Source organism: Actinacidiphila oryziradicis (genome assembly GCF_005047355.1).
Classification (GTDB): Bacteria; Actinomycetota; Actinomycetes; order Streptomycetales; family Streptomycetaceae; genus Actinacidiphila; species Actinacidiphila oryziradicis.
On the sequence record NZ_SUMC01000078.1, the window covers coordinates 1 to 26,571 of the forward strand.

Annotated in this window: 19 protein-coding genes and 7 pseudogenes; 11 read left to right on the forward strand and 15 right to left on the reverse strand. The window is 67.4% G+C overall.

The features are described from left to right. Positions 1-460: 460 nt before the first annotated feature. From FCI23_RS41510 to FCI23_RS41525, 4 genes and pseudogenes are all read right to left on the reverse strand, one after another. Positions 461-754, reverse strand: a complete 294-nt coding sequence (locus tag FCI23_RS41510; protein WP_136729267.1) for a hypothetical protein — start codon at positions 752-754, stop codon at positions 461-463. Continuing rightward, positions 724-1,908 (reverse strand): IS4 family transposase, encoded by a 1,185-nt coding sequence (locus tag FCI23_RS41515; protein ID WP_169317180.1) that lies wholly within the window; start codon positions 1,906-1,908, stop codon positions 724-726. The genes FCI23_RS41510 and FCI23_RS41515 overlap by 31 nt, the downstream gene beginning before the upstream one ends. A gap of 777 nt (positions 1,909-2,685) precedes the next feature. After that, positions 2,686-3,578: pseudogene (locus FCI23_RS41520) on the reverse strand (tyrosine-type recombinase/integrase); the annotation flags it as partial. Beyond that, positions 3,569-3,930, reverse strand: a pseudogene (locus tag FCI23_RS41525) (TetR-like C-terminal domain-containing protein); the annotation flags it as partial. The pseudogenes FCI23_RS41520 and FCI23_RS41525, both read right to left, overlap by 10 nt. Before the next feature lie 141 nt (positions 3,931-4,071). On the opposite strand from FCI23_RS41525, the pseudogene FCI23_RS64675 reads away from it, so the two are divergent. From FCI23_RS64675 to FCI23_RS41540, 3 genes and pseudogenes are all read left to right on the forward strand, one after another. Next, positions 4,072-5,111: pseudogene (locus FCI23_RS64675) on the forward strand (PA14 domain-containing protein); the annotation flags it as partial. A gap of 42 nt (positions 5,112-5,153) precedes the next feature. Then, the gene (locus FCI23_RS41535) at positions 5,154-5,723 is read left to right on the forward strand and encodes a TetR/AcrR family transcriptional regulator (RefSeq protein ID WP_136729270.1); all 570 of its coding nucleotides are present in this window, start codon (positions 5,154-5,156) and stop codon (positions 5,721-5,723) included. Positions 5,724-5,792: 69 nt separating this feature from the next. Next, the gene (locus FCI23_RS41540) at positions 5,793-6,713 is read left to right on the forward strand and encodes an SDR family NAD(P)-dependent oxidoreductase (RefSeq protein ID WP_136729271.1); all 921 of its coding nucleotides are present in this window, start codon (positions 5,793-5,795) and stop codon (positions 6,711-6,713) included. 32 nt (positions 6,714-6,745) lie between these two features. Here FCI23_RS41540 and FCI23_RS41545 read toward each other — a convergent pair whose 3' ends face one another. Beyond that, complete coding sequence (locus tag FCI23_RS41545) at positions 6,746-7,144, reverse strand: hypothetical protein (RefSeq protein ID WP_136729272.1); 399 nt, start codon at positions 7,142-7,144, stop codon at positions 6,746-6,748. A gap of 743 nt (positions 7,145-7,887) precedes the next feature. Beyond that, the gene (locus FCI23_RS41550; protein WP_136729273.1) at positions 7,888-8,451 is read right to left on the reverse strand and encodes a dihydrofolate reductase family protein; all 564 of its coding nucleotides are present in this window, start codon (positions 8,449-8,451) and stop codon (positions 7,888-7,890) included. 449 nt (positions 8,452-8,900) lie between these two features. Here FCI23_RS41550 and FCI23_RS41555 point away from each other — a divergent pair, with 449 nt between their 5' ends. Then, on the forward strand, positions 8,901-9,632 hold the full coding sequence (locus FCI23_RS41555) for a dienelactone hydrolase family protein (RefSeq protein WP_136729274.1): 732 nt from the start codon (positions 8,901-8,903) through the stop codon (positions 9,630-9,632). A gap of 226 nt (positions 9,633-9,858) precedes the next feature. Here FCI23_RS41555 and FCI23_RS41560 read toward each other — a convergent pair whose 3' ends face one another. Then, the gene (locus tag FCI23_RS41560; protein ID WP_136729275.1) at positions 9,859-10,881 is read right to left on the reverse strand and encodes a S66 peptidase family protein; all 1,023 of its coding nucleotides are present in this window, start codon (positions 10,879-10,881) and stop codon (positions 9,859-9,861) included. Between the two features lie 151 nt (positions 10,882-11,032). Here FCI23_RS41560 and FCI23_RS41565 point away from each other — a divergent pair. From FCI23_RS41565 to FCI23_RS41575, 3 genes and pseudogenes are all read left to right on the forward strand, one after another. Next, positions 11,033-11,373, forward strand: a pseudogene (locus FCI23_RS41565) (PEP-utilizing enzyme); the annotation flags it as partial. A gap of 65 nt (positions 11,374-11,438) precedes the next feature. After that, positions 11,439-11,900, forward strand: a complete 462-nt coding sequence (locus FCI23_RS41570; protein ID WP_136729276.1) for a prevent-host-death family protein — start codon at positions 11,439-11,441, stop codon at positions 11,898-11,900. After that, positions 11,897-12,253, forward strand: a complete 357-nt coding sequence (locus tag FCI23_RS41575) for a hypothetical protein (protein WP_136729277.1) — start codon at positions 11,897-11,899, stop codon at positions 12,251-12,253. The genes FCI23_RS41570 and FCI23_RS41575 overlap by 4 nt, the downstream gene beginning before the upstream one ends. 71 nt (positions 12,254-12,324) lie before the next feature. Here FCI23_RS41575 and FCI23_RS41580 read toward each other — a convergent pair. From FCI23_RS41580 to FCI23_RS41585, 3 genes and pseudogenes are all read right to left on the reverse strand, one after another. Continuing rightward, a pseudogene (locus FCI23_RS41580) lies at positions 12,325-12,618 on the reverse strand (transposase); the annotation flags it as partial. A gap of 12 nt (positions 12,619-12,630) precedes the next feature. After that, positions 12,631-12,930 (reverse strand): annotated as a pseudogene (locus FCI23_RS64680) (transposase); the annotation flags it as partial. Positions 12,931-13,043: 113 nt separating this feature from the next. Beyond that, positions 13,044-13,655 (reverse strand): TetR/AcrR family transcriptional regulator, encoded by a 612-nt coding sequence (locus FCI23_RS41585; protein ID WP_136729279.1) that lies wholly within the window; start codon positions 13,653-13,655, stop codon positions 13,044-13,046. 131 nt (positions 13,656-13,786) lie between these two features. Here FCI23_RS41585 and FCI23_RS41590 point away from each other — a divergent pair, with 131 nt between their 5' ends. Next, a complete protein-coding gene (locus tag FCI23_RS41590; protein WP_246144575.1) occupies positions 13,787-14,719 on the forward strand; it encodes an alpha/beta hydrolase family protein in 933 nt (310 codons plus the stop codon). Between the two features lie 311 nt (positions 14,720-15,030). Here the strand turns inward: FCI23_RS41590 and FCI23_RS41595 are convergent, their stop codons facing one another. From FCI23_RS41595 to FCI23_RS41605, 3 genes are all read right to left on the reverse strand, one after another. Further along, positions 15,031-15,408, reverse strand: coding sequence for a hypothetical protein (locus tag FCI23_RS41595; protein ID WP_136729280.1), 378 nt, complete (start codon positions 15,406-15,408; stop codon positions 15,031-15,033). A 39-nt stretch (positions 15,409-15,447) separates the two neighbouring features. Beyond that, positions 15,448-15,774: a hypothetical protein gene (locus tag FCI23_RS41600; RefSeq protein ID WP_136729281.1), complete on the reverse strand. Its 327-nt coding sequence runs from the start codon at positions 15,772-15,774 to the stop codon at positions 15,448-15,450. A gap of 351 nt (positions 15,775-16,125) precedes the next feature. Beyond that, entirely contained in the window at positions 16,126-16,887 is a 762-nt protein-coding gene (locus tag FCI23_RS41605; protein ID WP_136729282.1) for an SDR family oxidoreductase, read from the reverse strand. Between the two features lie 169 nt (positions 16,888-17,056). Between FCI23_RS41605 and FCI23_RS41610 the strand changes: the two genes are divergently transcribed. After that, complete coding sequence (locus FCI23_RS41610) at positions 17,057-17,944, forward strand: helix-turn-helix transcriptional regulator (protein ID WP_136729283.1); 888 nt, start codon at positions 17,057-17,059, stop codon at positions 17,942-17,944. Positions 17,945-18,279: 335 nt separating this feature from the next. Here FCI23_RS41610 and FCI23_RS41615 read toward each other — a convergent pair. Together FCI23_RS41615 and FCI23_RS41620 are read right to left on the reverse strand one after the other, a co-directional pair. Then, positions 18,280-18,732, reverse strand: a pseudogene (locus FCI23_RS41615) (tyrosine-type recombinase/integrase); the annotation flags it as partial. A 55-nt stretch (positions 18,733-18,787) separates the two neighbouring features. After that, the gene (locus FCI23_RS41620; RefSeq protein WP_136729285.1) at positions 18,788-21,061 is read right to left on the reverse strand and encodes a WD40 repeat domain-containing protein; all 2,274 of its coding nucleotides are present in this window, start codon (positions 21,059-21,061) and stop codon (positions 18,788-18,790) included. A 488-nt stretch (positions 21,062-21,549) separates the two neighbouring features. On the opposite strand from FCI23_RS41620, the gene FCI23_RS41625 reads away from it, so the two are divergent. Both FCI23_RS41625 and FCI23_RS41630 read left to right on the forward strand, forming a co-directional pair. After that, entirely contained in the window at positions 21,550-21,900 is a 351-nt protein-coding gene (locus tag FCI23_RS41625; protein ID WP_136729286.1) for a hypothetical protein, read from the forward strand. Positions 21,901-22,425: 525 nt separating this feature from the next. Further along, on the forward strand, positions 22,426-26,550 hold the full coding sequence (locus FCI23_RS41630) for a carboxypeptidase regulatory-like domain-containing protein (protein ID WP_456318866.1): 4,125 nt from the start codon (positions 22,426-22,428) through the stop codon (positions 26,548-26,550). Positions 26,551-26,571 lie beyond the last annotated feature (21 nt).

Consider the following 26,571-nt stretch of genomic DNA (forward strand, 5'->3'; position numbering starts at 1 on the left):
GACAGCCGGCACGTCGCGACTGTTCACCAACTCCCGCAACTCAGCGGTCTGTTCCACAGAGAGCTCCATGCCAGAACCAACGAGCCCCATCGATCAAAGTAACGACTGCAGGATCACGAGACACTAGCCTCCGCGTTTCATTCGAGCTTGGCTGAGCTGGGTTGATGTCGTCGGCTGTGGTCGTGGAGCACCGAGGCTCGGCCTATTCGCGGCCAACCGATGCCTCAGCAAGACTCGGCATGGAGATGACAGCGCAAACAGCCGATGAGCCCAGGGCCTCCGGAGCCGTGTGCGCAGGTTCGAATCCTACTGGGGGGGGCACCTCGCACCAGGTGCCGGAAGACCCCGCCACCAGCCAAGGCGCTGGATGCGGGGTCTTTGCGTGTGCACAGGCGAGTGCGGCCGAATGCAGCCCGATGACGGTGATCACGTACCACCTTGGCGCCCAACACCGTTGCGTTTAGCAGCGGGCACGGCATGCAAGCCCGTGTTCGAAGAACATGATGTCGGCCTGGAAGATGTAGGTCTGGGCGGTCTGGGGGTGTTGTCCGGCGTTCGGCCCGTACTTGGTGGTGGGGTTCTTGCGGGAGCGGGCCTTGACACGGGGGCGGCGCCAGGCGGGCAGGAGGGTGCCCAGAACGGCCCGGCCGATCACGCCGGTCAGGTCGGTCGGGCTCGTGGGCAAGATGTTGCCGGCGGTGGTGACCGTGTCGGCGGCCGTCGTCAGCAGGACGGTGAAGCTGATCCGGTCCATGTCCAAGCCAGGGTGACGCTGTGTCGGGCGGCGGTCAGCGCGGCGGTGAAGGACGCGCGGTCCGGATCGCAGCCCTCGATCGCGTCGGTGGCGTCGATCATCGCGGTGCGCAGGAGCTGGTAGACCGTCAGCTGGGCCCACATCTCCTGGCGCAGGCCCTGCGGGTCGCCCGACCGCAGGATGTGGCCCTTGAGCATGGTGTGACGTATGGCCAGGAACGCCACCTCTATCTCCCACCGCTGGTGATACAGGGCGAACAGATCGGTCGCGGGGTGGCGGTGGGCGTCGGTCAGCGTGGTGACCAGACGGTAGACGCCCTGGTGAACACTGCCGTCAGCACAGGTCACCGTGACCGTTGCCGCGATGACGCGGACCGGGACCCCGGCGATGACCGACAGGTAGGAGCCGTCGTGCAGCACCCGCAGGACAGCGGGTTTGCGGGACGCGGACGCGCGCAGCAGCACGGCCGCGCCGGCACGGTGGACGGCACGGATGAACGCGTTCGCGTCGAAGCCGCGGTCCGCCAGGACCAGCATGCCCGCCTTGACGTGCTCGATGAGTTCCAGGGCGGTGTCCACTTCGCCACGCACCGGGCCCAGGACCGCGCCGAGCAGAGCGCGAGTGCCGGTCTCGACCAGGGCCATGACCGACAGCAGCGGATAAGCGGCCACCGCGCCGGCGGCGAGTTTGTGCCGGCCCAGCCAGGCCACGTTGTCGGCGGTCTCGGGGACCCGGGTGGACTTGCAGCCGTCGAAGGCGACCGTGCGCATGCCCCGGTAGGACACTCCTACCGTGCGCGGCTGTCCCAGCGGGCCGGCGACCACCTCGAAGAGCTCGCGTAGCGGGTCCGGCCCCAGCCGTCGGCGCAGATCGGCCAGCCCGGCGTCGGTCAGCGTCGCCACCCGGTGCCCCATCTGGCTCACCGCCCCGGTCAGCATGTCCCACACCCCCGCGTAGGACAGGTCCGGGAACAGGGCCAGGGCCAGCACGAAGTACACCGCCACCCGCATCGGCACCTGCCGTATCCGGCCCTGTCGGCCAGGACCGTCCAGCAGGTCGTCCACCAACTCGAAGGGTGCGAACCAGGTCAGAGCACCTAGATGCCCCGGAGCGAAGAGCCCGCGAGCCGTAGTGATGGTCTGGGTCAGCGTCATCGTGGCACACTGATCCGGCAACGGGACCTCCGGTGTTGGGCTGTCTTGGTCGACAACCCCAATTACCGCAGGTCCCATTCGCCTGTACTGCAACTAGGAATCTTCACAGGCTACTTGACATGCCGTCGAAGCTTGCAACTTTCCGGCATTGGTTGATCGTCTTGCTCAGCACAAGTTGATCTATCAGGACGTCCCGTTGCGCCGTTCACCAGGGCTTGACGTACGACTCACAGCCCAAACGCAACGGTGTTGCCTTGGCGCCTCTTGGGTGCCCCTCGCAGCGTCACCGTGGGTTCAAATCCCACACCCACTGCCTAGCCAAGCGAATGACCAGCTCACAAGGGGTGCCCGCGTCAGGCGGGCACCCCTTTGCGTTGCATCCTGGCTCACTTGACTTGCTGGTATCCCACCGCTGACCAGCGGGTGGACCAGGTGTGGACCAGGATCAGGGCCGCTCAGGCCTGAGCACGGACCGCCCATGCCTCTCTATGCCTCAGGGGTCTGGCGTCCACCGAGATGAACCTGGCGTAGTCTCATCCGCAGTCTCGTTCACCACCGTTCGGGCGCGTTCAGCGGAGATCGCTGAGCCTGCCCGACCGGGGTTCTGAACCGCCCTGAACGCCGCCGCACTATGGCATGCAGAGTTGGAAAGCGTGTTGGGGGCAACCCCTCACGAGTTCGAATCTCGTATCCTCCGCACCCGCCCACCAGGGCAAACGAAGGCCCCGACCTGATCATGGTCGGGGCCTTCGTTGTGTCTCCGTCTCATTTTTCGTCTCATTGGGGGCCGGATGAGCCCCACAGCTTCTCACCGACCTGGTCCGCCACCTTGCGGAGCATCGGACCAGTGACGTGCATGTATCGGGCCCGCATCCGTGCCGCGCCGCCCGGCTCCCAGCCCATGATCGCGTCAACGATCACGTCAGGGACGCCAAGGAGGAGGAGAACCGTGCCCGCTGTGTGCCGGGCGTCGTGAAGCCGCCCATCGCGTACGCCCGCGTCCCGCAGGAGCCGCTTCCAGACGTGGTAATCGGTGCTCGGATGCAAGGGCCCGCCCGTGGGCGAGGCGAACACATATCCCGTGCCCGCCCAGTCGGCACCAACCTCCGCGCTCTCGCTTTCCTGCTCCTCCTTGTGCTTGCGGAGAAGCTTGATGAGCGGATCGGGCAGGCCGACAGTACGGCGGCCAGAGCGGGACTTCGTGTTCTTGTGCTCGCGCCGCTTCTGTTCCCGCTTCGGACAGAAACCCGGCTTCCTGCCGCACGGCTCATCACCGCAGCCGTGGCGGTACTTCGGCCCGGGCCTGTTCTTGCGGATGCGGACGTAACCGGCGTCGAGGTCCACGTCTTCCCAGTGCAGCGCGAGAGCTTCCCCTTGGCGGAGGCCGAGCGCCAGGGCGATGACCCACCGCGCGCTGTTCCGGAGCTTCGAAGCCTCCAGAAGCAGGCTCTGCACCTCCTCGATGCTGAACGGCTCGACCTCATCCTCTTCGATCCGGGGAGCCCCGCGAGCGCAACCCGGACGGTGCGGTGGACATGGTGCGCGGTCGCGGCCTTGCTGCCGTTGCGCTGCATCTTTGCGTAGAAGGCCTCCAGGTGCTCCGGCTCTAGGCGGTCGAGGCGGTGCGCGCCGATGCCAGGAACCAGGTGGACGCGGACGTCTACCTCGTAGGGCCCGCGGCGGCTTCTGCGGCCCGGTCGGCGGCGGCTTCGTCGAGGTGATCGCCGGTGGTCAGCAGCCGGTAGCAGAGGGGGGCGAAGAGAGCGCGGATCACCTCATGGGTGTCGGTACCCTCGGGCACCTCGCCCCGGTCAACGGCCCGCTGGACACAGGGAGCCCACCCCTTGACGCGGATGTCGTAGAAGTGACGCAATGCCTCGGCCGTCTTCGCCTCGGAGGTGGCCGCCGCGATGACGGCCTTGAACAGCGCCCCTGCCGTGGATCGGCCAAGGTGCGTTGCACCAGTCGGGCGTTGGCCTTCAGGTCGCCGAGCAGCGAGCCGGTCTCGGTACGCGGCAGCGACGGGGCGAATGTTGCGTGCAGGGGCACTGGCCACCGGCGGCGACCGGAAATCGCTTGGTCGTACAACCATAGGCTGCTCTCATGAATCTCACATCTCGTACGACTGTCTGAGGGACAGTCACGTACTCAAAAGGGAACACAGTGCGCAGTGTCGGAAGATCCCGTCTGGCCACCGCGACCGCGGTGGGGGTCGCGTTGACGGGCGGTCTTGTCGCGGTTGCCGCCTCGCCGGCGTCGGCGGCGTCGGCGGCATCGTGCGCGACGAACACCTACACCCGGCAGTTCTTCGCGAACACCGGCTTTTCAGGCGCCCCAAAGCGCACGGACTGTGACACCGCGATCAACGAGAACTGGGGCACCAACTCGCCCGGAGTCTCCGGCGTCGGCAAGGACAACTTCGGTGTCCGATGGAGCGTGAAGCGCGACTTCGGCTCTGGCGGTCCCTTCGCGTTCACCGCGTCCGGCCAGGACGGCATCCGCGTCTACCTCGACGGCGTACGCAAGATCGACCTGTGGAAGAACGGGGCCGCCACCGTCTCCAAGACGGTCAACCTGACCATCCCCAAGGGCACGCACAGCCTCCGCATCGACTACGTCAACTGGAACGGCGCCGCCGCCGTCAAGTTCGCCTACACCCCGCGTACCGGGGCCTCCGTGGACCACGTGGCCCCACTCACGCCGACCGGGCTGTCGATCGCCCGGGACGCCGGCGCCAAGCGGAACGTCCTGCGCTGGTCGGCGAACAAGGAGATGGACGTGGCCGGTTACCGCGTCTACCGCCGCACCCCCGACCGGACCTCCTTCGGCAGCCCCATCACACGGTCACCGGCACGACCTTCACTGACACCACCGCCGGCACGACCACCCACCTCTACGAGGTCCGCGCGGTCGACAAGTCGGGCAACACCTCCGCAGGAACGGCCGACGTCTCGGTCACCGGCAACCCGACCTTCCTGCGCCAGTACTTCGCCAACACCACCCTCACCGGCACCCCGAAGCGCACCGACACCGACACCGCGATCAGCGAGAACTGGGGCAGCAACTCGCCCGGCGTGTCCGGCGTCGGCAAGGACAACTTCGGGGTGCGCTGGCAGATCACCCGTGACTTCGGCTCCGGCGGCCCCTTCACGTTCACAGCCTCCGGCCAGGACGGCATCCGCGTCTACCTCGACGGCGTACGCCACCGACTTGACTGACTGGCCACTCATTTATACGCTTCAGCCATGGCCCGACCGAAGAGTAAAGACAAGAGGGACGCGCTGATGGCAGCGGCGACTCGTGTCATCGTCGCGCAGGGCCTCAGCGCGCCGACGGCGGTCATTGCGCGGGAAGCAGGCACCTCGAACGGCTCGCTGTTCACCTACTTCGCGACGAAGGCCGAGCTCTTTAACCAGCTCTACCTTGAGCTGAAAAGCGGGATGGCCAACGCCTCGCTGGAAGGGTTTTCGGTGGAGGCTCCGCCGCGCGAGCAGTTTTCTCGTATGTGGTCGAACTGGACGCGCTGGGCGACGTCGAACCCGGACGAGAGGCGGGCTCTCGCCCTCCTGGGCGTCTCCGACGACATCAACCAGGAGACTCGCGCCGCCTCGCATCAGGCGATGGCGGACGTCGCGGGAATTCTCGAGCGGGTGCGCGCCCGCGGGCCGATGCGGGACGCGTCGACGGATTTTGTCGGCGCGATGATGAACTCGCTGGCCGAAGCGACGATGGACTTCATGATCGAGGACCCCGACAACGCCGACGAACACCGCAGGGTCGGGTTCGACGCTCTGTGTCGGATGCTGGGCTGCTGAATGGTCGGATGTTGGGCTGCATTCTTTTGCCGATAAATGACTGACTAGACAGACAGCTAAGGAGCGCACATGGCGAAGACAGGTTCGGGCGAGCGCAAGGCGTACATCATCACCGGCCCGACGTCGGGCATCGGTTACCGCACGGCTCTGGAGTTGGCAAAGCACGGCACGGTCGTCCTGGTGGGCCGCAACCAAGGAAAGCTCGACGACGTGCAGAAGACGGTCGAGCGCGCGGGCCGGCATGCGGTGGCGGTCGTGTGCGACGTGTCGGATCTCGCGAGCGTACGGCGCGCGGCCGCGGAGATCATCGCGCTCGGTCTTCCGCTCGCGGGCCTGGTCAACAACGCAGGCCTCCTCGAGATGCGCGCCACGAAGAACGCTCAGGGCTGGGACACGGCGTTCGCGACGAACCACCTCGGTCCGTTCGTGTTGACCGAGGCGCTCATGCCGCATCTCCCCGACGGCGCGAATGTGGTGTTCCTCTGCTCCGCCGTCGAAGACCCCGAGCGCAAGCCCGCCGTGGTCGCTGGGTTCCGCGGCGGTCGCTACATCTCTGCCGAGGCGAGCGCGCGCGGCGAGTGGAAGCCCGGTGGTTCCACCCAGCCCGGCGCCGACGCCTACGCGACGTCGAAGCAATGCAACCTCGCGACGGTGATGGCGTTCGCGCGCGAGACTCCGCGGTTGCGCTTCAACGCCGTCGAACCGGGCTTCAGCCCGGCTACGGGCCTCTCGCGCGACGCGAACGTCTTCCTGCGCCTGCTGGGGAAGTACGTCCTGGGGTTGCTCGCCCCGTTCATCAAGTACTGGAGCACCCCGGCGCGGGCCGCGAAGGTCGTCACGAACGCCCTGCTGAACGAGTCGGGAGAGACCGGCGTCTACTACGACGAGCGGGGCCAGTCGATGCTCGGCTCGACGCAGGTGCACGACCCGAAGTTTCAAGACCGCGTCGTCGCAGAGACGCGCGCTCTGCTCTCGACGGTGTTGACCTGAAGCCAGCCCCCCTGGCGGGGCTGGCCCCTCGGTCACTCGCTGGCAGGAATACTCGCCAGTCGCGAACGGCCGTCAACTCTCTTCCGCAGGGCTTGGTTCTCGGCGTAGAGATTCGCAGTAACCGTAGCGAGTGCATCGAGCTTGCCCTGCACTTCTGTGACCTGGGACTTTGCCTTCCTCAGCTGCTTGCGGAGCTCGTCGATCGTCTCGTCCCGGGCGACCTCTCCGGGAGTTCGGAGGACCGGGCGAGCAACGTTGGCGTCCCATTCGGCCAGCACCTCCTCAGCCCGGTGGACGGTCGCGTGGCTGACCTGGGCCTCGCGGGCAAGGTTCTCCTTCGTCAGGGCCCCGGCGGTGTGAAGGGGCTCACCGGCCAGCAGACGGGCCATGGCCTCCCGCAGTTTTGCCTCCGTGGCGGCGGATACCGGCATCAGGGATCGCCTCCGTTCTCCTTGAACGTCCGGGTGATCAGCCGGCATCACTGTCAGTCGGGGATGACGGGCAGCAGGAGGTAGGACGCATACTCCCCGCCGGTGTGCAGGGTGACGGCGCCCCCATAGACGTCGTCGGGCCTGTCGTGGGGGCTGAAAGAGCTGGAATCAGTCGAATACGCGCACAGGTAGAGCGGTTCGCAGCTCTGGCCGGTGACGATGGGCCTGGCATGGCACCCGCTACATGCGCGTCGAACTCCTTGCCGAGGCCCGAAAACCGCATCACTGCGTGGCCATCGCCACCGCCCCAGCGGACGTGACCGTCGAGGACCGAGCCAGCAAGAGGGTTGCAGTTTGGGTTGCATTCAGCCCCGTTCGCGGGCGTCCACAGGGTGCCTGTCGAAGCGCTCAGCAGCAGGTCGGGACGTTGACGGCCGTTGCCGAACACCCGGACGAACATTTGGAAAGCGCGTTGGGGGCAACCCCTCACGAGTTCGAATCTCGTATCCTCCGCACCGGCTGACCAGCCAAATGGCCGGGCTCCCCACCCGTGACCGAGGGCACGACGGTGTCCGGAACGCCGAGGATCAGCAAAATCGCGCCCGCAGTGCGGCGGGCGTCATGGGGTCGGCCACCCCGCAGGCTGGCCGTCCGCAGAGGAGCTCATGTGAAGCCGCAGAGGCGTCTCGTCGGGATGGCTCGGATTCTGCTGGCGCACCGAAATCTCGCGCGGCTCCGCGCACTTAGCGCGCCACGCGGTAGCGGAGGTGGACGACTCTCGAGCTGAAGGTGCGGGTCTCGACGAGTTCGAGATCCACCCGGCGCTCGCGTTGGGGAAAGAACGGAATGCCACCGCCAACCAGCACCGGGTAGACCATGGCCCGGTACTCGTCGATCAGACCCAACGCGGCCGCCTCGGCGGCGAGAGCCGCGCCGCCGATCGCGATGTTGCCGTCCCCCGGCTCGGCTCGCAACCGCTCGATCTCCTCCGCCAGGCCGCCGGAAGCCAGGCGGGCATTGCCTTGCACCGCCGACAGCGTGGTGGAGAACACCACCTTTGGGAGCGGCTTCCAGATCGCGGCCCACTCGAGCATTGAGTCGTCGAGCGATGGATCCTGGTCGGCGGTCTCCCAGTACAGCATCGTCTCGTACAGCCGTCGTCCCAACAGGTGGACGCCGACCTCTCGAATCTCGTCGGTGGCGAAGCGAAAGACCTCCTCGTCGGGCGCCGTCCAGTCGAAGTCGCCGTCCGGCCCGACGATGTAGCCGTCAAGTGAGACGCTCATCGAATAGGTCACGCTGCGCATCAGAAGTCCTCCTCGGTAACGGGTTCGACAGTACGACCGCCGGACGCCGCAGGACTCATCGCGGCTCGCGGGATCCCCTGAGCCGAGTCACCTCACGAGATCATTTCGTTAAGAAAACCTCGCTCAGCCACTTCCGGGTTGTTGGGCTGCATTCGAACGGGCGTCGACAGGGTTCAGGATCCGAGGCGCCGACCAAGATCATTCTCGCGAACGGCACTGTGGACTGGGGGGAGCACTGGAATCGATCCTGTCCGGTGGGCTACGTTAAGCGGCGATGACTACCGGGACGGCATTGCGCCACACACGGATTGGTGACCCGGCGCTGCTCTGAGCGCCGTACGGGCCGGTGCTGGCCCGCTGTCGGATCGAGGATCTGGCGCTGCTGCGCGGGCTCCGCCTCCTGTCGTGTTGATCACAGCTCGACACGTCAACCACGACAGGAGGAACTCATGCCGATCAAGATGCTGCACATTCCCACCGCGGACGGCCAGGCCGACGCTTTCGCCGCCTTCCCCGACCGTGGGCGGCACCCAGGGGTGCTGATGTACGCGGATGGCTTCGGTATCCGGCCCGTGCTGCGGGAGATGGCCCACGAACTGGCCGGGCACGGGTATTACGTGCTCGTCCCCAACCTCTTCTACCGGCACGGCCCGGCACCGGTGATCGAGCTTCCCGAGTACATCGGAGAAGAGGTCCGGTCCGCGGTCTTCGCCCAGCTGATGCCCTTGATCGAGGCGCACACCGCCGAACGTGTCCTGAGCGATGCTGACGCCTACCTCAGGTTCCTCACCAGCCAGCCCGAGGTCGCCGCTGGACCGGTCGCGGTGACCGGCTACTGCATAGGCGGCCTTCTGGCGACGCGCACCGCCGCGGCCCACCCCGGCCAGGTGGCCGCCGTCGCCGCATTCCACGGTCCCGTAGGCGCGGACGGGCCCGACGCCCTCGCCGAGATCACCGCCCAGGTCCACTTCGGCCACGCCGAAAGCGACCTGACGCCCGAGGCCCTGGGCGAGCTCAACCAGGCCCTGGATGCCGCGGGTGTCGGCTACACCTCCGAGATCTACCCCGGCACCGTCCACGGGTTCACCATGTCCGACACCGACGCCTTCGACCCCGCCGGACTGAAGCGCCACTGGGACCGCCTGCTCCCCCTCCTCGACCGCACACTAGCCAACAGTTGAGGGCTCCGGCTCGGAAACCAAACCTGAAGTACACGGCTACGGAGTTCCTAGCGATGTTTCGAAGCCCGTGGTGAGGGCGGGCTCAGCCCGCCCTCACCACGGGCTGGGGAGCCATTGAGCTCTTTCAGAGTGGCCACCGATCGGGTGATGGTCACCCGACAGTCAATCGGCATCCGCCTGACCAGCAGGTTGGGCAGGCCCCATGAAACTCACTGATCCGCGTCGCTCAGCCGCCCGGTCCGGTCACCATGAGCGGGCGTACCGCCGGTTCGAGCAGCGACAATGTCCGCTGCTGCGCGTCGAGGGCGACGCGGATGCCAACCGGCATCGGCAGATTCGGGCCGGCGTGTCCGAACTCGACGTTGCCCAGGACCGGGATGTCACGGTCGCCGAGGACGTCGAGGACGATCTCGGGCAGGGTCGGGGACGCGTCGGGCGAGTCGAGTCCGTCGATCGCGTACGGGATGCCCACGACCATGCCGGAGATCCGATCGAGGATGCCGCAGTGCCGCAGTACCTGTAGATAGCTCCACACATACGATGCTTGGCCGCCCATCTCCTCCCAGAACAGCACCGCGCCGTCGAACCATTCGAGCGGCAGCGCGTAAGGCGTCGCCTGCGCCAGCACGATGCGATTGATCACCCCGCCGATCAGCCGGCCTTCGGTGCGACCAGCACGCCAGCACTCCCACGACGGGGTGGCTGGCAGCGCACCGATCGGCTCCGTACCGGTCAGCAGCGTCGAGTAGAGCTTTTCAAGTTCCGCTCTGCGTGCTGCGGGCGCGGCCTGCCAGTGCCCGCCAAGTCCAGGGGTGGCCAAGTCGGCATGGAACCCGACCAGACCCGTGCGCGCGTAGAGCACCAGATGCAGCAGCGAGATGTCGCTGTAGCCGAGGATCGGCTTGGGGTCGGCAGTGATCGCCTCAACGTCGATCAGGTCGAGGTAACCGAGCACCGTCTGGCCGCCGTCATGCGCGATGATCGCGCGCACCTCAGGATCACGCAGAAGAGCATTGAATTCCCTGGCGGTCTCCGCCGGCGTAGCCGCGCTCCACCAATGGTGCCGCCCTGCTTCGAGTAGCGGTGCCCGACGTACGCGGAATCCCATCCGCTCGAGCACGACTACCGCCTGCTCGAGGTCGGGCTCGTAAACGGCATGGAGCGGCCCGGACAGCGATGCGATAACGACGAGATCTCCGGGCCTCAGGGCACGAGGTCGCAGCGGTTGAGGCAGTGCAGCAAGGGTCACCGAGGCAGTATCCCGACACCCTCAGCAACACGGGACACATTTACCGATCGACCGCCCAGCAGGCATTGCCTACATACCCAACAGGAACAATGAGCCTTTCACAGTGGTCACCGATCGGGTGACGGTTACTGGGGCAGAACGGGCGAGGCCCATCACGAGGCCACGTTGGCGCGAGCGCCCCACCACACTCGTGCCCGTGATCCTCGACAACGTCAGGAACTTCGAGCCGGACGCCGCCGAGCGGCGCTTCGAGCAAGGGCGGCAGAAGGCGGGCGCGACGACGTGCCGGCCGGCGCCCTGATCGGCCTACCGGTTTCCGCCGGGACCATCGAGGGAAGGGCCCGCGTCATCCTTGACATGGCGGAGGCCGATCTCGAAGCGGGCGACATCCTGGTCACGACCTTCACGGACCCCAGCTGGTCGCCGCTGTTCGTCGGAATCGCGGGCCTGGTGACGGAGGTGGGCGGCGTGATGACCCATGGCGCAGTGATGATCGGCACCGTTCACCGTGTCACCTTCACTTGACTTCGGAATATATTCCGAAGTACGCTCCACCTATGTCCACTTTGACCGTTTCGTTCTCCGACCTGTCGAAGAACTCCAAGCGGGTTGCCGACACCGTCGAACGCGCCCAGCGCGTCCACGTAACGCGCCGCGACGGCGAGGATCTGTACCTCACCACCGAGCGCCATGACCGCCAGCGCGAGGAGACCGCCGACGTCACCGCCCGTCTGTTCGCGGCCCTGATCAGCAGCGACGAAGGCGCCCGCGCGATCCTGCTCGCCCTGCCCGAGGTCTTCCCGTGGACCCGGCACCTGTCGGCCGAGGAAGTGCGCGAGTTCGTCGTCGACCTCGTGAACGCAACCCACGACGCCGCCGAACTGGACGTGCACTCCAACCTGCACCGGGTCATCGTCGAATGGCGCGCCACCGCCAGGATCCTCGCGGACCCCGACCTGACGGCACAGCTGACGGCCCCGCTCCCGGACGAGGACCACGGCGAGGTACCCGCTCCATGAGCCCCAAGCGCGGTGACGACGTCCCGCCACCACCCATCGGCAACGAATGGCGCCTCCGTTTCGCCACGAACGACGCAGCCAAAGGCTGGGGCGACCTGTGCACGGAAGCACCGGGTAACACCCGGCGCTGCTACGAGGCGCTGCGCGCCGACCCTGTCTCCATGAACGACCCCGACCGCCAGCACAGGCTACGCGGACGCCTCACCACCGTCACCCTTGACGGCACGGAATACCCGCAGCGGGAGTACGAGGTCACCGCCGGCGGCCGCGTCCGCTATCTCGTCGACCAACCCCGCCGGACCGTACACCTCGTCTACGCCTCCACCCGGCACCCCAAGGACACCGACAGCTGAACCAGTCGCACCGCACATGCGCGAATAGCCCCCAACCCGGTGGATCATGTCCCGCTTCGTGGTGTAGCCGATCAGTCGGCCGTCGCGTTGGTGGTGTTGGGTAGCGTGGGGGCGTGGTCGAGGCGCTCGGCGGGGTAGACCTGCTCCATGCTGCCTTCGGGGAGGTAGCGGCGGGGGAAGGCGATCCATTCGTCGTGCATCTCGAAGAGCACAGCGATGACCAGCCGCAGGAGGGCGTCGTCGTTGGGGAAGACCTGGACGACGTCGACGCGGCGCTTGATCTCGCGGTTGATCCGTTCCGGCGGGTTGGTGGACTGGATTTTCTTCCAGTGCCGCTCGGGGAAGCCCGCGAAGGCGGTCAGGTCGTGGCGGTTTGGCGGAGTGCTGAGGATCCGGCGGATGCGGGGGTAGCCGCGTCGGACGCGGCCAGGGGTGAGCTGGTCGGAGGTGAGGGGTTTCTCCCAGGGTCTGCGGAGGTTGTCCGCGAGGGGTCGGGCTAGGCGTAGTTGGGTGTAGGCGGCGATGATGAGCCAGGTCCATCGGTCGGCTTGTCCGGGGCGGCGCAGGCGGGGCCGGGTCAGGCCAAGGGTCTGCTTCCAGGAGCGGAACGTGTGTTCGATATCGAATTGGCGGAGGTAGATCCGCCACAACCGGTCGATGTCGTGGGCAGCGGCGTCAGGGACGCTTCGCCGTGGCGGGGCTGACGGCCGGGGTGGGGGCAAAAGCCGGTTGTGGCGGCCAGAGTGGCTCCAGCCTTGTCCTTGGTCCACCGTGCGTTCGGCTGCGGGAGCTATTTGGGCTCACTGTCCGTCGGTGCCGGGGCGGGCTGCGCAAGGCCATCGAGCAGCAGGTCGATCATGCGACGAGCCTGGTAGTCGGGGAAGGTCTCAACTCCGATGCACAGGTTGCCGATGCCGAGCATGAAGTCGTAGGCCCGTATGTCCGCGCGTGTGTAGCCAGCGGCGGCGGACGCTTTCAACAGCTGGTCGAGCACGGGCAGCAGGCGCTCGACGAACTCGGCGTGCAGGCTCTCGAACCCGGCTTGGTCCGAGTGCAGCGCCTCGGCCAGGCCGTGCTTGGTGACCAGGAAATCGGCAAACCGGTTAACCCATACCCGCAAGACCTCATACGGCGTGTCGGCAGCAGGGGGAATGTGAGCGGCAGCGGAGAGCGCGTCGAGCTGGTGTCTGAAGACGGCGACCACCAAGTCCGCCCGGGTGGGGAAGTGGCGGTAGATGGTGCCCATGCCGAGGCCCGATTCGGCGGCGATCTCCCGCACGGGAGCGTGGACTCCCGCACGGATGAACACGGCCGCGGCGGCGTCCAGCAGTATCTGCTCATTTCGGCGGACGTCGGATCTCTTGCGACTGGCAGGGGCTGGCGGCGTATTGGCCGTGGACATCGTGAGCACCTCCCACTTGCAAAGCGGAGCAATGCTCCGTATCGTAATGCGGAGCGACACTCCGTATTGCAATGATGCCAGACGCCGCGCAGCACGGGCCGCTGGGCCCCTCCGAGAAAGGCATTCACCTCGTGAGCGACACCACGCCCGCCGACGGCGGCAACGACTCCACCACCCCGGTCATCTCTGTCAGGCCGGTCGCACTGGCCGCCCCGGACCGCGGCCAGGACCTGCAGGTACGGGTCACAGCGCCGACGACTGGCCACAACCTGCCCGTCGTCGTCTTCTCGCACGGCATGACCCTGACCATGGACGACTACGCACCACTGGTCGACTTCTGGGCCGCCCGCGGGTTCGTCGTCATCCAGCCCACCCATCTCGACTCGCTGGGCCTGCTCCCTGACGACCCGCGCACCCCGCCCATCTGGCGTATCCGCACCGACGACCTGACCGGGGTCCTCGACCAACTCGACGCCATCGAAGACGGCGTACCCGGGCTAGCCGGCCGCATCGACCAGGACCGCATCGCGGTCGCCGGACACTCCTGGGGCGCACAGACCGCCAGCACCCTCGCGGGCGCACGGGTCGTCGACGCCGACGGCACACCTGGTGAGAGCATGAGCGACTCGCGAGTCAGGGCGGCGGTACTGCTCTGCCTGCCCGGAACCGGCGGCGCCGACCTGAGCCCGCTCGCCGCCCAGTACTTCCCGTTCATGAGCCCTGATTTCGCCGAGCTGAAGACGCCGAGTCTGATCGTCGCCGGCGACCACGACCAGTCCCCGCTGACGGTGCGCGGTCCGGACTGGTTCACCGATGGCTATCGCCTCAGCTCGGGCGCCACCGATCTGCTGACCCTGTTCGGCGCGGAACACGGACTCGGCGGCATCCAGGGTTCCAACGACACGCGGACCACAGACGAAAGCCCCGAGCGCGTCGCGGTCGTCCAGCACGCCACCCTGGCGTATCTGCGTACCGCGCTGGGCCTCGACAACGACGCGTGGCCTGCCGCCCGTCGAACCCTGACCGCGACCAGCGACCCGCTGGGAAGGATCGACTCGAAGTGACCAACCCGCTCGCACCCAGGCCCAGCTTCGCCCCCGGACGGAAGCAACTACCGGCGGCAGCAACGACTTTCGCATGGACAACAGCCCACGTCAGCGCCTGTTACAACCCCGTGGCGCAACGCCAAACACGTCAGGACAATCGATACCGGAGCATTGCCAACACCTGCGAATGCCGTTGGGTGCAGATCTTTTGAGGGTGTCTTGCACGAGCGTGACCTGCGGGTTTCTTGATTCAGCAGCCCGGCTGTACTGCGCCGATGCGGCCGAACGGGGTGCCGCGGGGCACAGGCGGGAAGGTCGGCCGCGACGGCTCAGTGGCGGCGCACGGACTCGATCCGTACGAAATCGCAGGTGGGCCAGACCCTCAAAAGATCCGCACCCAATGCGGTTTGCCCGCGCGAGGTCAGCGCCGGCCGGCCGCTGGTCAGCTGGGCGAGGCCGCCTGCCTGGAGCAGCATTGGCCAGGCGAAGGCAGCGATGGCTTCGCTCGGGTGGAAGTCACCGCCGTCCAGGACACCCGCGACTGCCTCGACGGTGGCGGCGCCGGGGCGGCGGGTCTTCTCGCTGCACCGCAGTTTGCCCATGGCGCACAGGCGTAGCACGGCCACCAGATTGACCTGCGCCTCGTGCTCGGTGTGCCGGACCTGCGGAGCGTCGGTGTGCTCCCGCCGCCGTTCGACCAGTGTCACTGTCCGTATCCCATGCCTCGTGCCGCTCCCGTCCCCCTTCTACAGCTGCGCGACGTAGTAGTAGTTGCCAGGGCCGCAGGTGCGCTCCAGGGTCCGGACCACCATGCGCGGGTCGTCGTAGGGGCCGCCGAAGTAGAACGGCTTGCCGTCCCGGCCGAAACCGATGGCGGGCAGGTCCCCGGGCGGGGTGCCCAGGTGCACGGCGGCGTCGGCGAAACCAGCTGCGGGCTCGAAACCCTGGGACCGGGCGTAGGCGACCGCGCCGTGCGCAATCCCCTGTGCCTGCTCCACGCCGATCGACAGCGGCGGGTGGTCGAAGGCCGAGTAGTACCTCGGTACGTAGGCGGTCAGGGAGCCGGACCCCATCACCTCGGGGCCGGCGACGTTTGCCGAGCGAAGCGAGATGGGGGTACCCCCGGACGGAGTCCGGGGGAGGGTCGGCCGCCGCCCACTCCGGGGCACCGGCCATCCCCAGGCAGCCCACCACCGGCCGCTCACCGGGTGCGGTGCACACCGCGAGAGTCCGACCACGGCCGATGGTAAGTGCGAGCGACTTGGTCGACCTCTCGACGACGCTGGCCCCACGTGTTTAGGACACGTGGGGCCGGACGACATTGCCGTGCCGCATCGCGCGACAAGGGCGACGACCGAGTCCGGTGGTATTACCTTGCCGAGGTCAGCGGTCCTGGGTGGGCGTGTCGTGAGCGGCCGTCGTGCTCACTGACGGCTCGGGAGCATCGCGAGTGCCTGCGACCGCTGGGCGACCAACTCGGCGTAGGTGCCGTCGCGTTCAGCCCACCGGTGCATCAGCACGCCCTGCACCAGGATCTCGTGCGGAGTGGGGTTGGTCTGGAGGAGGTCCATCACCTCGGTGGCGAATTCGGCCAGTCCGAGCGCGCGGGGGTTGCGCTGTGCGTGCTCCGGTGTGGTGGCGACAGCCGGGGGGACGAGCTCGGCGACCTCGATGCCAGTGCCATCCAGTTGCGCGCGCAATGCTTCGGAGTAGGCGTGCACGCCGGCCTTGGAGGCGGCGTAGGTGGGCATGACCGGGAAGGGCAGGAACCCGATGCCTGAGGTGACCGTGATGATGGTACCGGTGCCGCGTGCGATCAGGTGGGGGGTGAATGCGTCGATGACGCGGATGGTGCCCAGGAGGTTGATGTCGATCGTCTTTTCCGCGGCGCTGAAGTGCGCGTGATCGCGGAGGTCCTCGGGGATCCCGATCCCGGACATCGTCACGATCGTGTCGAGGTTCGGGTGGGTGTGCAGGATCGTGTCGCGGGCACGGTCGATGCTGTCCTGGTCGGTCACGTCGATCTGAACGGTGGCCAGCCCCTCGGCTGCGATCTGGGCGAGCAAGCCGGTTCGTCGGCCGCCGACGATGACGGTGCTGCCGGCCGCGGCGAAACGTCGAGCGAGTTCGAGACCGATTCCCGAGGTGGCGCCGGCGATGAAGACGGTGCGGTTGCTGATGTCCATGGGCTGCTCCGAGCTCAGGGCGCCGACAGCGACAAGGCTGCGGGCGCGATCGATGTGGGGCGACCCCTTCAGTCTTGACCTGTTCCCCCGGCCCGAGGCAGTGCCCCCATCTTCCGTGGTCCTCTCAGGGCCCCCCTTCGATGACAGGGCCGGGGCTACGATGTTGACTATGAGTGACGATGATCGCGCCAACCGGCTCGGCAGTTATCTCCGTGCCCGGCGAGCGCTGGTCACTCCGGAGCAGGCCGGGATTCCCGCAGGTGCGAATCGTCGCGTTCCCGGGCTGCGGCGTGAGGAAGTGGCCCTGCTCGCCGGCATCAGCGCCGACTACTACCTGCGGCTAGAGCGCGGCCGCGACAACAACCCCTCGCTCCAGGTCCTCGAATCGCTCGCGCGGGTCCTGCAGCTTGACGAGGTCGAGCAGGATCACCTCCTCAGCCTGGCCGCCTCGCGCCGCAGGCCGCAGCGGCGACGGAAGCCTGAACGCGTGCCCGCACGGTTGCACCAGCTGCTCGCAAGCGTGCAGATTCCCGCGTTCGTGGAAGGGCGCGCGTTCGATGTGCTTGCATCCAACCAGCTCGCAGTCGCGCTCTCTCCGCGCCTTCAGCCGGGGTACAACCGTCTGCGATCACTGCTCCTGGATCCTGAGGAGCAGGCGTTCCAACAGGACTGGACGCGCTCCACGGAAGGATTTATTGCCGCTTTCAGAGAGTCCATCGGCGACGACATCAACGACCCGCGATTCGTGGAACTGGTGGGCGAGCTCGCCCTGTCAAGCGAGCGGTTCCGAGCCCTCTGGGCGCGCCATGACATCCGCAGCCTGGAGGGCGGCACCACCACCGTGAACCATCCCGTCGTCGGCGAGCTATGCCTGCACCGAGACAAGCTCCCCGTCGGCGATCTGCTCCTCGTCCTCTACTACCCCGACCAGGGCAGCGAGAGCGATGAGAAGCTACGGGTCCTCACCTCCCTGAATCAGACTGCTCGCACCCCGATGCGTGAGAGATCACAAACGGCTGAACCGGACGGCCACCCCGAACACCACAGCAACCGCTGAGCATTATCAGACATCGCCATCCCGGGAACGCCGCTCCCGCAAAGCCGCCGTCGACGACCAATCACACCGCAGGTCAGGCACCGTGTGGAAGCGGCCGTGTAGTTACAGTTCCAGTTGCATCCACCCCGGTTCAACGGGGTCCGGCGGTCGGTCTACGGGCGGATGCGCCGCAGGTCAGGACGGTGGCGAACCCCTCCGGACAGCCGGGCGAACATTTGGAAAGCGTGTTGGGGGCAACCCCTCACGAGCTCGAATCTCGTATCCTCCGCACCCGCCCAGCTGGGCAAACGGAAGCCCCGACCGGATCCCGGTCGGGGCTTCCGTGGTCTTCCGTCTCAGTTTCCGTCTCGTTTGACCTCGGTGAGCCCTCGCTCGGGGTTGTCGTCGGCCGTCCCGGGTTCACTCTCCCGAGCGCCCCACAGGGCTTGGCCCACCTGCTTCGCCACCCTCTTCAGCATGGGGTCGGTCACGTGCATGTACCGCGCCCGCATGCGGGCCGCCCCGCCCGGCTCCCATCCCATGATGGAATCAACGATCCGGTCCGGAACTCCCAGTAGGAGGAGAACCGTCCCTGTGGTGTGCCGTGCGTCGTGCAGCCGCCCATCACGTACGCCGGCATCGCTCAGCAACTTCTTCCAGTGGTGGTAGTCGGTGTTCGGGATGAGCGGTTCGCCGTCCGGCTTCGCGAACACGTACCCCTTGTCCTGCCACCCCTCCCCCGCTTCCGCGCGCTCCTGGTCCTGCACTTCCTTGTGCTTCCGGAGCAACTTGACCAACTCATCGGGGAGACCGCGGCTGCTGCCCGAAAGCTGGGGCTGTCTGACGGGGCCGGGGGCGTCCCGTTCACTGCTTGACGGTGAAGTATTGCCACGAGCCCCAGGTGCTGAGGTTGGTGTTGTCCTTGCTGCTGTGGACGTACTCGGCGGCCATCCGGAACTTGCCGTTGATCGCGTTGCTGAGGGTCAGCTTGGCGGCGCCTGTGCTGGTGGAGCTGAGGGCATAGCAGGGGGAGGTCGTCCGCGTGTGCCAGGCGCTGCTGTAGTACTGCTGCACCCGGAACATCAGGCACTGGCCGGCCTTGTTGGGAGTGACGGCGGCGTTCACTTGTTCCGCGGCGGTGTGGTGGTAGACCCGGTAGAGGGTGCTGCCGTAGTAGGTGCTGGTGTAGTAACCGCTGAGCGACTCGGTCACCTTGACGTGGTCGTAGGCGGTCCGGGTGGCCGTAGCGGGGGCGTAGCGGTAGTCGCCGGCGAAGGACGCCGTGAATGTGGTGTTGCGGGTGAGCTTGTAGCTCGCCACCAGGTTGCCGCGGCTGTCCACCGTACCGGTCTTGATCAGGGCCTTCTTGCCGCCGTAGGGCTGGGCGTAGATCGAGACGGTACGGCCGTTATAGGTCGTCCCCAGGTGCGAGGTGACCGTGGCGGTCGCGCCGTAGGCGTACGAGGAGGCGTTGGTGGTGAGCGACAGGGGCGTGGCAGTACGGGAGACCTGGACGGTAGCGGACGCGGTGGCAGCCTGGTGGGCGTCGTCGCCCGGGTAGCTCACGGTGTAGGTGTTCGCGCCGCCGATCTGCGGGGTGTCGTGGACGGTGAAACTGCCGTCGGTACCCACGGTGGCAGCACCGAGACTGTAGCCGGAGGTGTGGGCGAGGTCCTTCTTGGTGATCTGAACCGTCTGGCCGGAAGGGTACGGTCCGCTGTTCAGCGTGCCGGTGACGGTGAGCGCGGCCGTTCGGCCCGAGGTGGCCGGGGCGGTGAGGGTCATCGCGGTAGCCAGCTTGGCCACCTTGACGGTGTACGAGGCGGTTGCGGCCAGGTGCTTTGAATCGCCCGCGTAGGAGACCCGGTAGCTGGTCTCCCCCGCAGTTGTCGGGGTGTCCGTGACGGTGAATGCACCGTTGGTGTCGGTGACCGCGTCCGGCAGGGCGATGCCGCTCGGGTTCACCGGGTCAACCCGGCTCACCTGGACGTGTTGCCCGGCAGGAACCGCGGCAGCCGAGGCCAGCGCTCCGTTCAAAGTGAGCTGCCGACTCGGGACACCCGTGGTCGGCCCGGTGAGGGTGAGCGTGGAGGCGGCCGCCGCCGGGTTCGACAGGACATGCAGGGTGGGGTTGGCCCCGTAGACGTCGGTCGTGACGGCGAAGAGCTTGCTTCCGTCCGGGTCCCAGGCGAGCCCGGCTGTGGCCAGGGTGGCGTTCCCGAAGTCGTATGTGTTGATCGGGGTCGACGTGTGGGCCCCGTAGATGTAGATGTCCTTGTCGTACGACGCATAGCTGCCTGCAGCGACGGTGCCGTCCGGCGCTATGGCCACGGAATTCGGGTAGGCCGTGCTGGAGTAGGTGCCGTTCTCCGAGAGATCACTGAGCTTGAAGACCTGGTGGTAGTACGGCGCCCCGGTTGCCAGCACCACGTCCGAGCCGTCCGGCGTGATCTGCATGTCGCTCACGTTGGACGAGCTCTCCAGCCGTCTTCGTACGCCGGAGACCGGGCTTCCCGAGGAGACGTCGTAGCGCTCCAGATAGGGGGGACTGGTGTCCTGGTCGGCGGCCAGGAGCACGCCGGGGGCTGTGGGGTCGGCCGCCAGCAGCGGCGCGCTGTACCAGGAGGAACCGCCGACGGTGTTCAGGGTGACCGCCGCCGGGTCGGTGCTGGTGTCGATGGAACCGATGTTGCCCTGAGCGGATCCACCGTAGCCGAACCAGACCTTGCCGCTTGCGTAGGCGACGCTCCGGGGATTGCTGCCGGCACCGGTGCTGTAGCGGTGGGCCTCCGTCAACGATGTGGTGTCGATGGAGGAGATGGCGTCGCCGTTGTAGAGCGCTGCGTAGACGGCGCTGCCGTCCGGGGACAGAGTCAGCCCGGTCGCCCCGGGCTCGTTGTCGATAGTGGCGACCGCGGTGCCGTTGAAGTCTGTCACCAGGACGGTGCTGTTCCCGGCACCACTGCTGAAGAAGATGTGCTGGTGAATAGGGTCCACCAGCATGTGCGAGTAGTGGGACAGCGGCAGTGCCGCCGTGCTGTCGGCCCAGGCATTAGCGCTGCTGAGGCAGACGGTTGCGGTGGTCAGCCCGGCGAGGACGGATATCGCCGCCGTGAGCGAGACCTGCTTGAGGCGCATAGAGCTCTCTCTGAACGATAAGGGGAAAGGCACCCGGACACTGGAGCGCGCTGTCGAAGGCAGACGCGTGAGGGGTCGCGTTTCGAACTCCATACGAACAGCGCTGACGGTCTCACAAACGTCACAGCTTTCACATCGTCCACACATGACTTCCTCAGCTTGTCGACGATCTTTTGGTTGAGAGACCGCCGACACTTGTGCGGTCGGAGCTGCGCGAGGCCCCGGAGCCATCGGGCTCAGGGACCTCTTCTGAGCCACCCCCTTGGCCGCCACCGGCCACGACACTGGCGCCGTCTCAGTTTCCGTCTCATTCGCCAGCGTCCAGACCCGTTGGCCACGGAAGTGGCCGAGTCGCGTTCTATCTGTGCGCTTGCCTTCCTGCTCCCATAGCAAGGGGACGCCATCAAGCCGAGGGGGCTGGCATGGGCACATCCACACGCTGGGCGGGTCCGGGCGGCCGGTCAGACATAGCCGCCGAGTGGAGCCGCGTGAGCAGTCGGCTGTCCAGATGGAACGGCGACGGACCACTGCCCGGCGCGGACCAGGTCGCCTACGTGGACATCGATGACACCATCCGCCGCACCCACGGCTACGCCAAGCAGAGCGTCGGCTACGGATACAGCAAGGTCAAGGGCCTGAACGCGCTGCTCGGCATCCTCTCCACGTCAGTGCTGGATCTCCGACGCCGCATTCGGGGCGAACTCCACGCGCATTCCTTGCTCTTATGCGACCACCGGTCAACACGACGTCAGGCGTGCGCGCCGTCGACGCCATACGCGTCAAGTTCCGTGACAAGAATTGCCGGCTGGGTTCCCGCGGGGATAGGTGGCCTGGGCTGACGCCCAGGAAGTGGCCGCCGTATGTGAGGACGCCGAAGCTGCCTGCGGGGGCCACCCATCACCGCAACGAGAGGCAGGAGCGGTCGTCTCGTCCGGCGTGGCGTCGTCGCCGACGGCGTCCCGGCGTGTCGACGGTTCCGCGTCGAGCCGACCAAAAAATATCTGATTTCGCACCCCAATTGAATCCCGCAATCTCCCGGGCGGCAAATCCGACATATGCCGAACGGCGACTTTTCCCATATTACGAAACAGACCCCGGTGGCAGGGAAAGCTGCTTCCCAAGTGCATTTGTCCCGGAAGGTCACATGGCATCATGTGCGTGTAACCCACAGTGCATTGACACACACTCAACACAATCTGCCTAATGGACTCTCGGTGAATGTACAACATTCACCGTCGCCCCCGACGCGTAGGGCGACCTCTGCAAGAACGCATAGGAGTCGCGCGTTGCGCACCTCAGACAGAACAGGTTCCGCGGTCCGGCGAAGGATATCCCGCGGCTCCGCCGTGCTCGTCGCCGCCGCGCTGGCGGTCCTGGGCATCCAGGCACCGGTCCAGGCAGCGGGTGCCACCGCGGCGCCCGCTGCCGGGGCCGGCACCGTCGCCGGAAACGGTCCCATCCCCTACACATCCGCCTGTGCCGCCCCTAAGAAGGGCGAGTTCAGCTGCTTCGCCCTCCGCCGCACCGACGTCAAGCCGGTCCCGGGCCTGCGGGCCGCCACGGCCCTTCCGAGCGGATACGGGCCGGCCGATCTGCAGAGCGCCTACAACCTGCCCGCCGACGGCGGCGCGGGCCAGACCATCGCAATCGTCGACGCCTACGACAACCCGACGGCCGAAGCGGACCTGGCCGTCTACCGACAGCAGTACGGCCTGACGCCCTGCACCACCGCCAACGGCTGCTTCAGCAAGGTCGACCAGCGAGGCGGCACCAACTACCCGGCGGCTGACACCGGTTGGGCCGGCGAGATATCACTCGACCTGGACATGGTCTCCGCGGCCGCGCCCAACGCCCACATCCTGCTCGTCGAGGGCGACGATTCGAGCTCCGAAGCCCTCGGCGCTAGCGTCGACGAGGCCGTCGCACTCGGCGCCAAGTTCGTCTCCAACTCCTACGGCACCGGCTATAACACCACGCCCGGCAGCGGCGAGGACCCCTCGGAGACGACCGCGCTCGACGCCTACTACAACCACCCGGGCGTCGCGGTCGTGGCGTCCTCCGGCGACTCCGCCTACGGCGTGGCCTATCCGGCGGCCTCGCAATACGTCACCTCCGTCGGCGGCACCGCCCTGGTCCGCGACCAGAGCAGCACCGCCGGATGGTCGGAGTCGGCGTGGTCCGGCGCCGGATCCGGCTGCTCCCTCTACGAGCCCAAGCCGGCCTTCCAAATGGATACCGGCTGCGGCAACCGCGCGGTAGCCGACGTCTCCGCCGTCGCCGACCCGGCCACCGGCGTGGCGGTCTACCAGACCTACGGCAACAGCGGATGGGCGGTCTACGGCGGCACCAGCGTCTCGTCCCCGATCATCGCGGGCGTGTACGCCGACGCGGGCACACCCGTCGCGGGCACGTACCCCAACTCCTACCCCTACGCGGCGGGGACCGGGCTCCACGACGTCACCCAGGGCAGCAACGGCAGTTGCACTCCCGCCTACCTGTGCACCGGCACCGCCGGCTACGACGGCCCCACCGGCCTCGGCACCCCGGACGGCCTGCAGGCTTTCCGCACCGGCCCGCACGGCAAGCTGTCCGGTACCGTCACCGACAGCGCCACCGGCAAGCCGATCCCCGGCGCCACCGTCACCGCCGGAACCGACGTCGCGCACGCCGACGCTCAGGGCAGCTACTCACTCACCCTCCCGGTCGGCAGTTACGACGTCACCGTCGATGCGTTCGGCTACGCGACCGGCACCGCGAAGGGTGTGACCATTGCCGACGGCGCGGCTCTCACCCGGAACTTCCCTCTCACGCAGGTCCCCAGCCAGACCGTCTCGGGCAAAGTCACGGACGGCTCAGGCCACGGATGGCCGCTCTACGCCAAGATCACCGTCGACGGCGATCCCAGTTCCGTGTGGACCGACCCGGCCACCGGCGCCTACCGGGTGACGCTGCCGCAGAACCAGGATTTCACGCTGCACGTCGCCGCGGTCTCGCCCGGCTACACCGCGGTCACCAAGACCCTCCACATCGGCGCCGCGCCGCAGTCCGTCGACCTCGCCATGACCGCCGACCCCTGGGTTGCCACGGCCCCCGGCTACGCCGTCCATCTGACGGGCTCCACTGAGACCTTCGACTCCACCACCTCCGCGCCGCAGGGCTGGACCGTCACCAACGCGGCGGGCACCACCAACGGCTGGGAGTTCGACGACCCGGGTGCGTACGGCAACCACACGGGCGGCGACGGAGCGTTCGCCAGCGTCGACAGCCACCAGGCCGGAACGCAGGGGCACACGGACACCCAGCTGGTCAGCCCGGTGTACGACTTCACCGGGAAGACCTCCCCGGAACTCGCCTTCGACACCATGTACACGCTCAACCCCTACAGGCAGACGCTCGGGGTGGACGCCAGCGACGACGGCGGCGCCACCTGGACGAGTGTCTGGTCGCCGAGCGTGAACGCCGGCTACTACGCCGGACCGGACAAGGTCGAGGTCCCGCTCACCGACTTCGCCGGCAAGCCGGCCGTACAGCTGCGCTTCCGCTACACCTCCCTCTGGAGCTGGTACTGGGGAATTGACAACGTTTTCGTCGGGCAACGCGACTACTCGCCCACGCCGGGCGGCATGGTCGTCGGTACGGTGACGGACGCCAACACCGGCAAGGGCGCGGTCGACGCCACCGTCACCGACCGATACGACCCCACGGTGCACGCGACGGCAGTCGCCACCCCGGAGGACCCGAACCTCGGGGACGGCTTCTACTCCCTGTTCGCCCCTGGAACGGGCAAGCACAGCTTCACCGCGGTCAAGAGCGACTACACCGCTCTGTCCGAAAAGGTGAACGTGGCAGCTGACAGCACCACCTCAGCCTCCTACAAGCTCAGGACCGGACGACTGGAGATCACCCCGGGCTCGCTCGACGCGTCGGTCGGCTGGGGCAGGCAGGCGACCCGGAAGCTGAAGGTCAAGAACACCGGCAGCGCACCCGCCACGCTCAAGATAGGCGAGCAGTCCGGCGGCCTGCAGCCCAGCTCGGCCCAGGGCGCCCCGCTGCAGCGAATCAAGGGAGACTACCCACTGGGGTTCGTGGGGTCCCAGCCGCAGGCGGCCCCAACCGCCGCCAAGCCGTCCGCCGCCCCCTCCAGTGACGCCTGGCAGAGCGCTCCCAACCTGCCGCAGGTCCGGATGGACAATGTGTCCGACAGCTACCGCGGCAAGGTCTACTCGGCCTTCGGTGACGCCGGACTTTCCTTCGGCGGCGACACCAGCAGCAGCGATCTCTACGCCTTGGACCCGGTCGCCGGCACCTGGACCAAGCTGGCCAGCGCGGCGGACCCCCGGCAGGCCCCCGGGCACGGCTTCATCAACGGCAAGCTCTACGCCGCGGGCGGCTGGGGACCTGACGGCACAACCGATCCCAAACTGGAGATCTACGACCCCGTCTCCAACACCTGGACCACCGGCGCCCCCGAGCCCAAGCCGTACGCGGGAGCGGGCAGCGCCGTGCTCGACGGCAAGCTCTACCTGATCGGCGGCTGCGCCAGCGGCTGCGGCGTCACCGACGCCAGCGTGTACGACCCGGCCTCCGACAGCTGGAGCCAGATCGCTTCCTACCCGGAGCCCGTCTCCTGGTCGTCCTGCGCCGGCATCGAAGGAAAGGTCTACTGCGCCGGCGGCACCAACGACACCAGCGGCGAAAACAAGCACGCATACGTCTACGACCCGGCAGCCAACACCTGGTCCCAGCTGCCCGACATGCCCGTCGCGCTGTGGGCATCGGCCTACGCCTCCGCCAATGGCCTCCTGATGATCTCCAGCGGCGTCAGCGGGAACGCCCTCACCAACCAGGGCTTCGCCTACGACCCGCAGACCGGCGCCTGGAGCACACTCCCGAACGCCAACACCGCGACCTACCGGGGCGGCGGCGCGCTCGGCTTCTACAAGGTCGGCGGCGCCACCGGCGGCGTCACCCCCAGCACGGTCGTGGAGAACCTCCCGGGATACAGCGTGGACCCCACCGCCGACATCCCCTGGCTGAGCGAGAGCACCAAGCAACTGACCCTGCGGCCCGGCGCGAGCGCGACCGTCACGGTCACCCTGGATTCAGGGGTCCCGCAGATCACCCAGCCGGGCGACTACAGCGCCCAACTCGAATTCGGCACCAACACCCCCTACCTTCTGCCGGCAGCCCCGGTGACGCTGCACGTCTCGCCACCGAAGAACTGGGGCACAGTCACCGGAACGCTCTACGGCGCCACCGCTGACGGCGGCGCCGTGCCGCTGGCCGGCGCCACTGTCCAGATCACCGGCCAAACGAGGTCCTACACCCTCACCACCGACGCCGTCGGCCACTACACCCTGTCACTGCTCGTCCCCGACAAGCCGCTGACCTTCGGCGTCTCCGCCGATGGCTACCAGCCGGTCGCGACCAGTGTGAAACTCAAGAAGGGAGCCACTGTCACCCGGGACTTCACCCTCACTCACCAGTAGCTCGACGACACCCCCGCACCT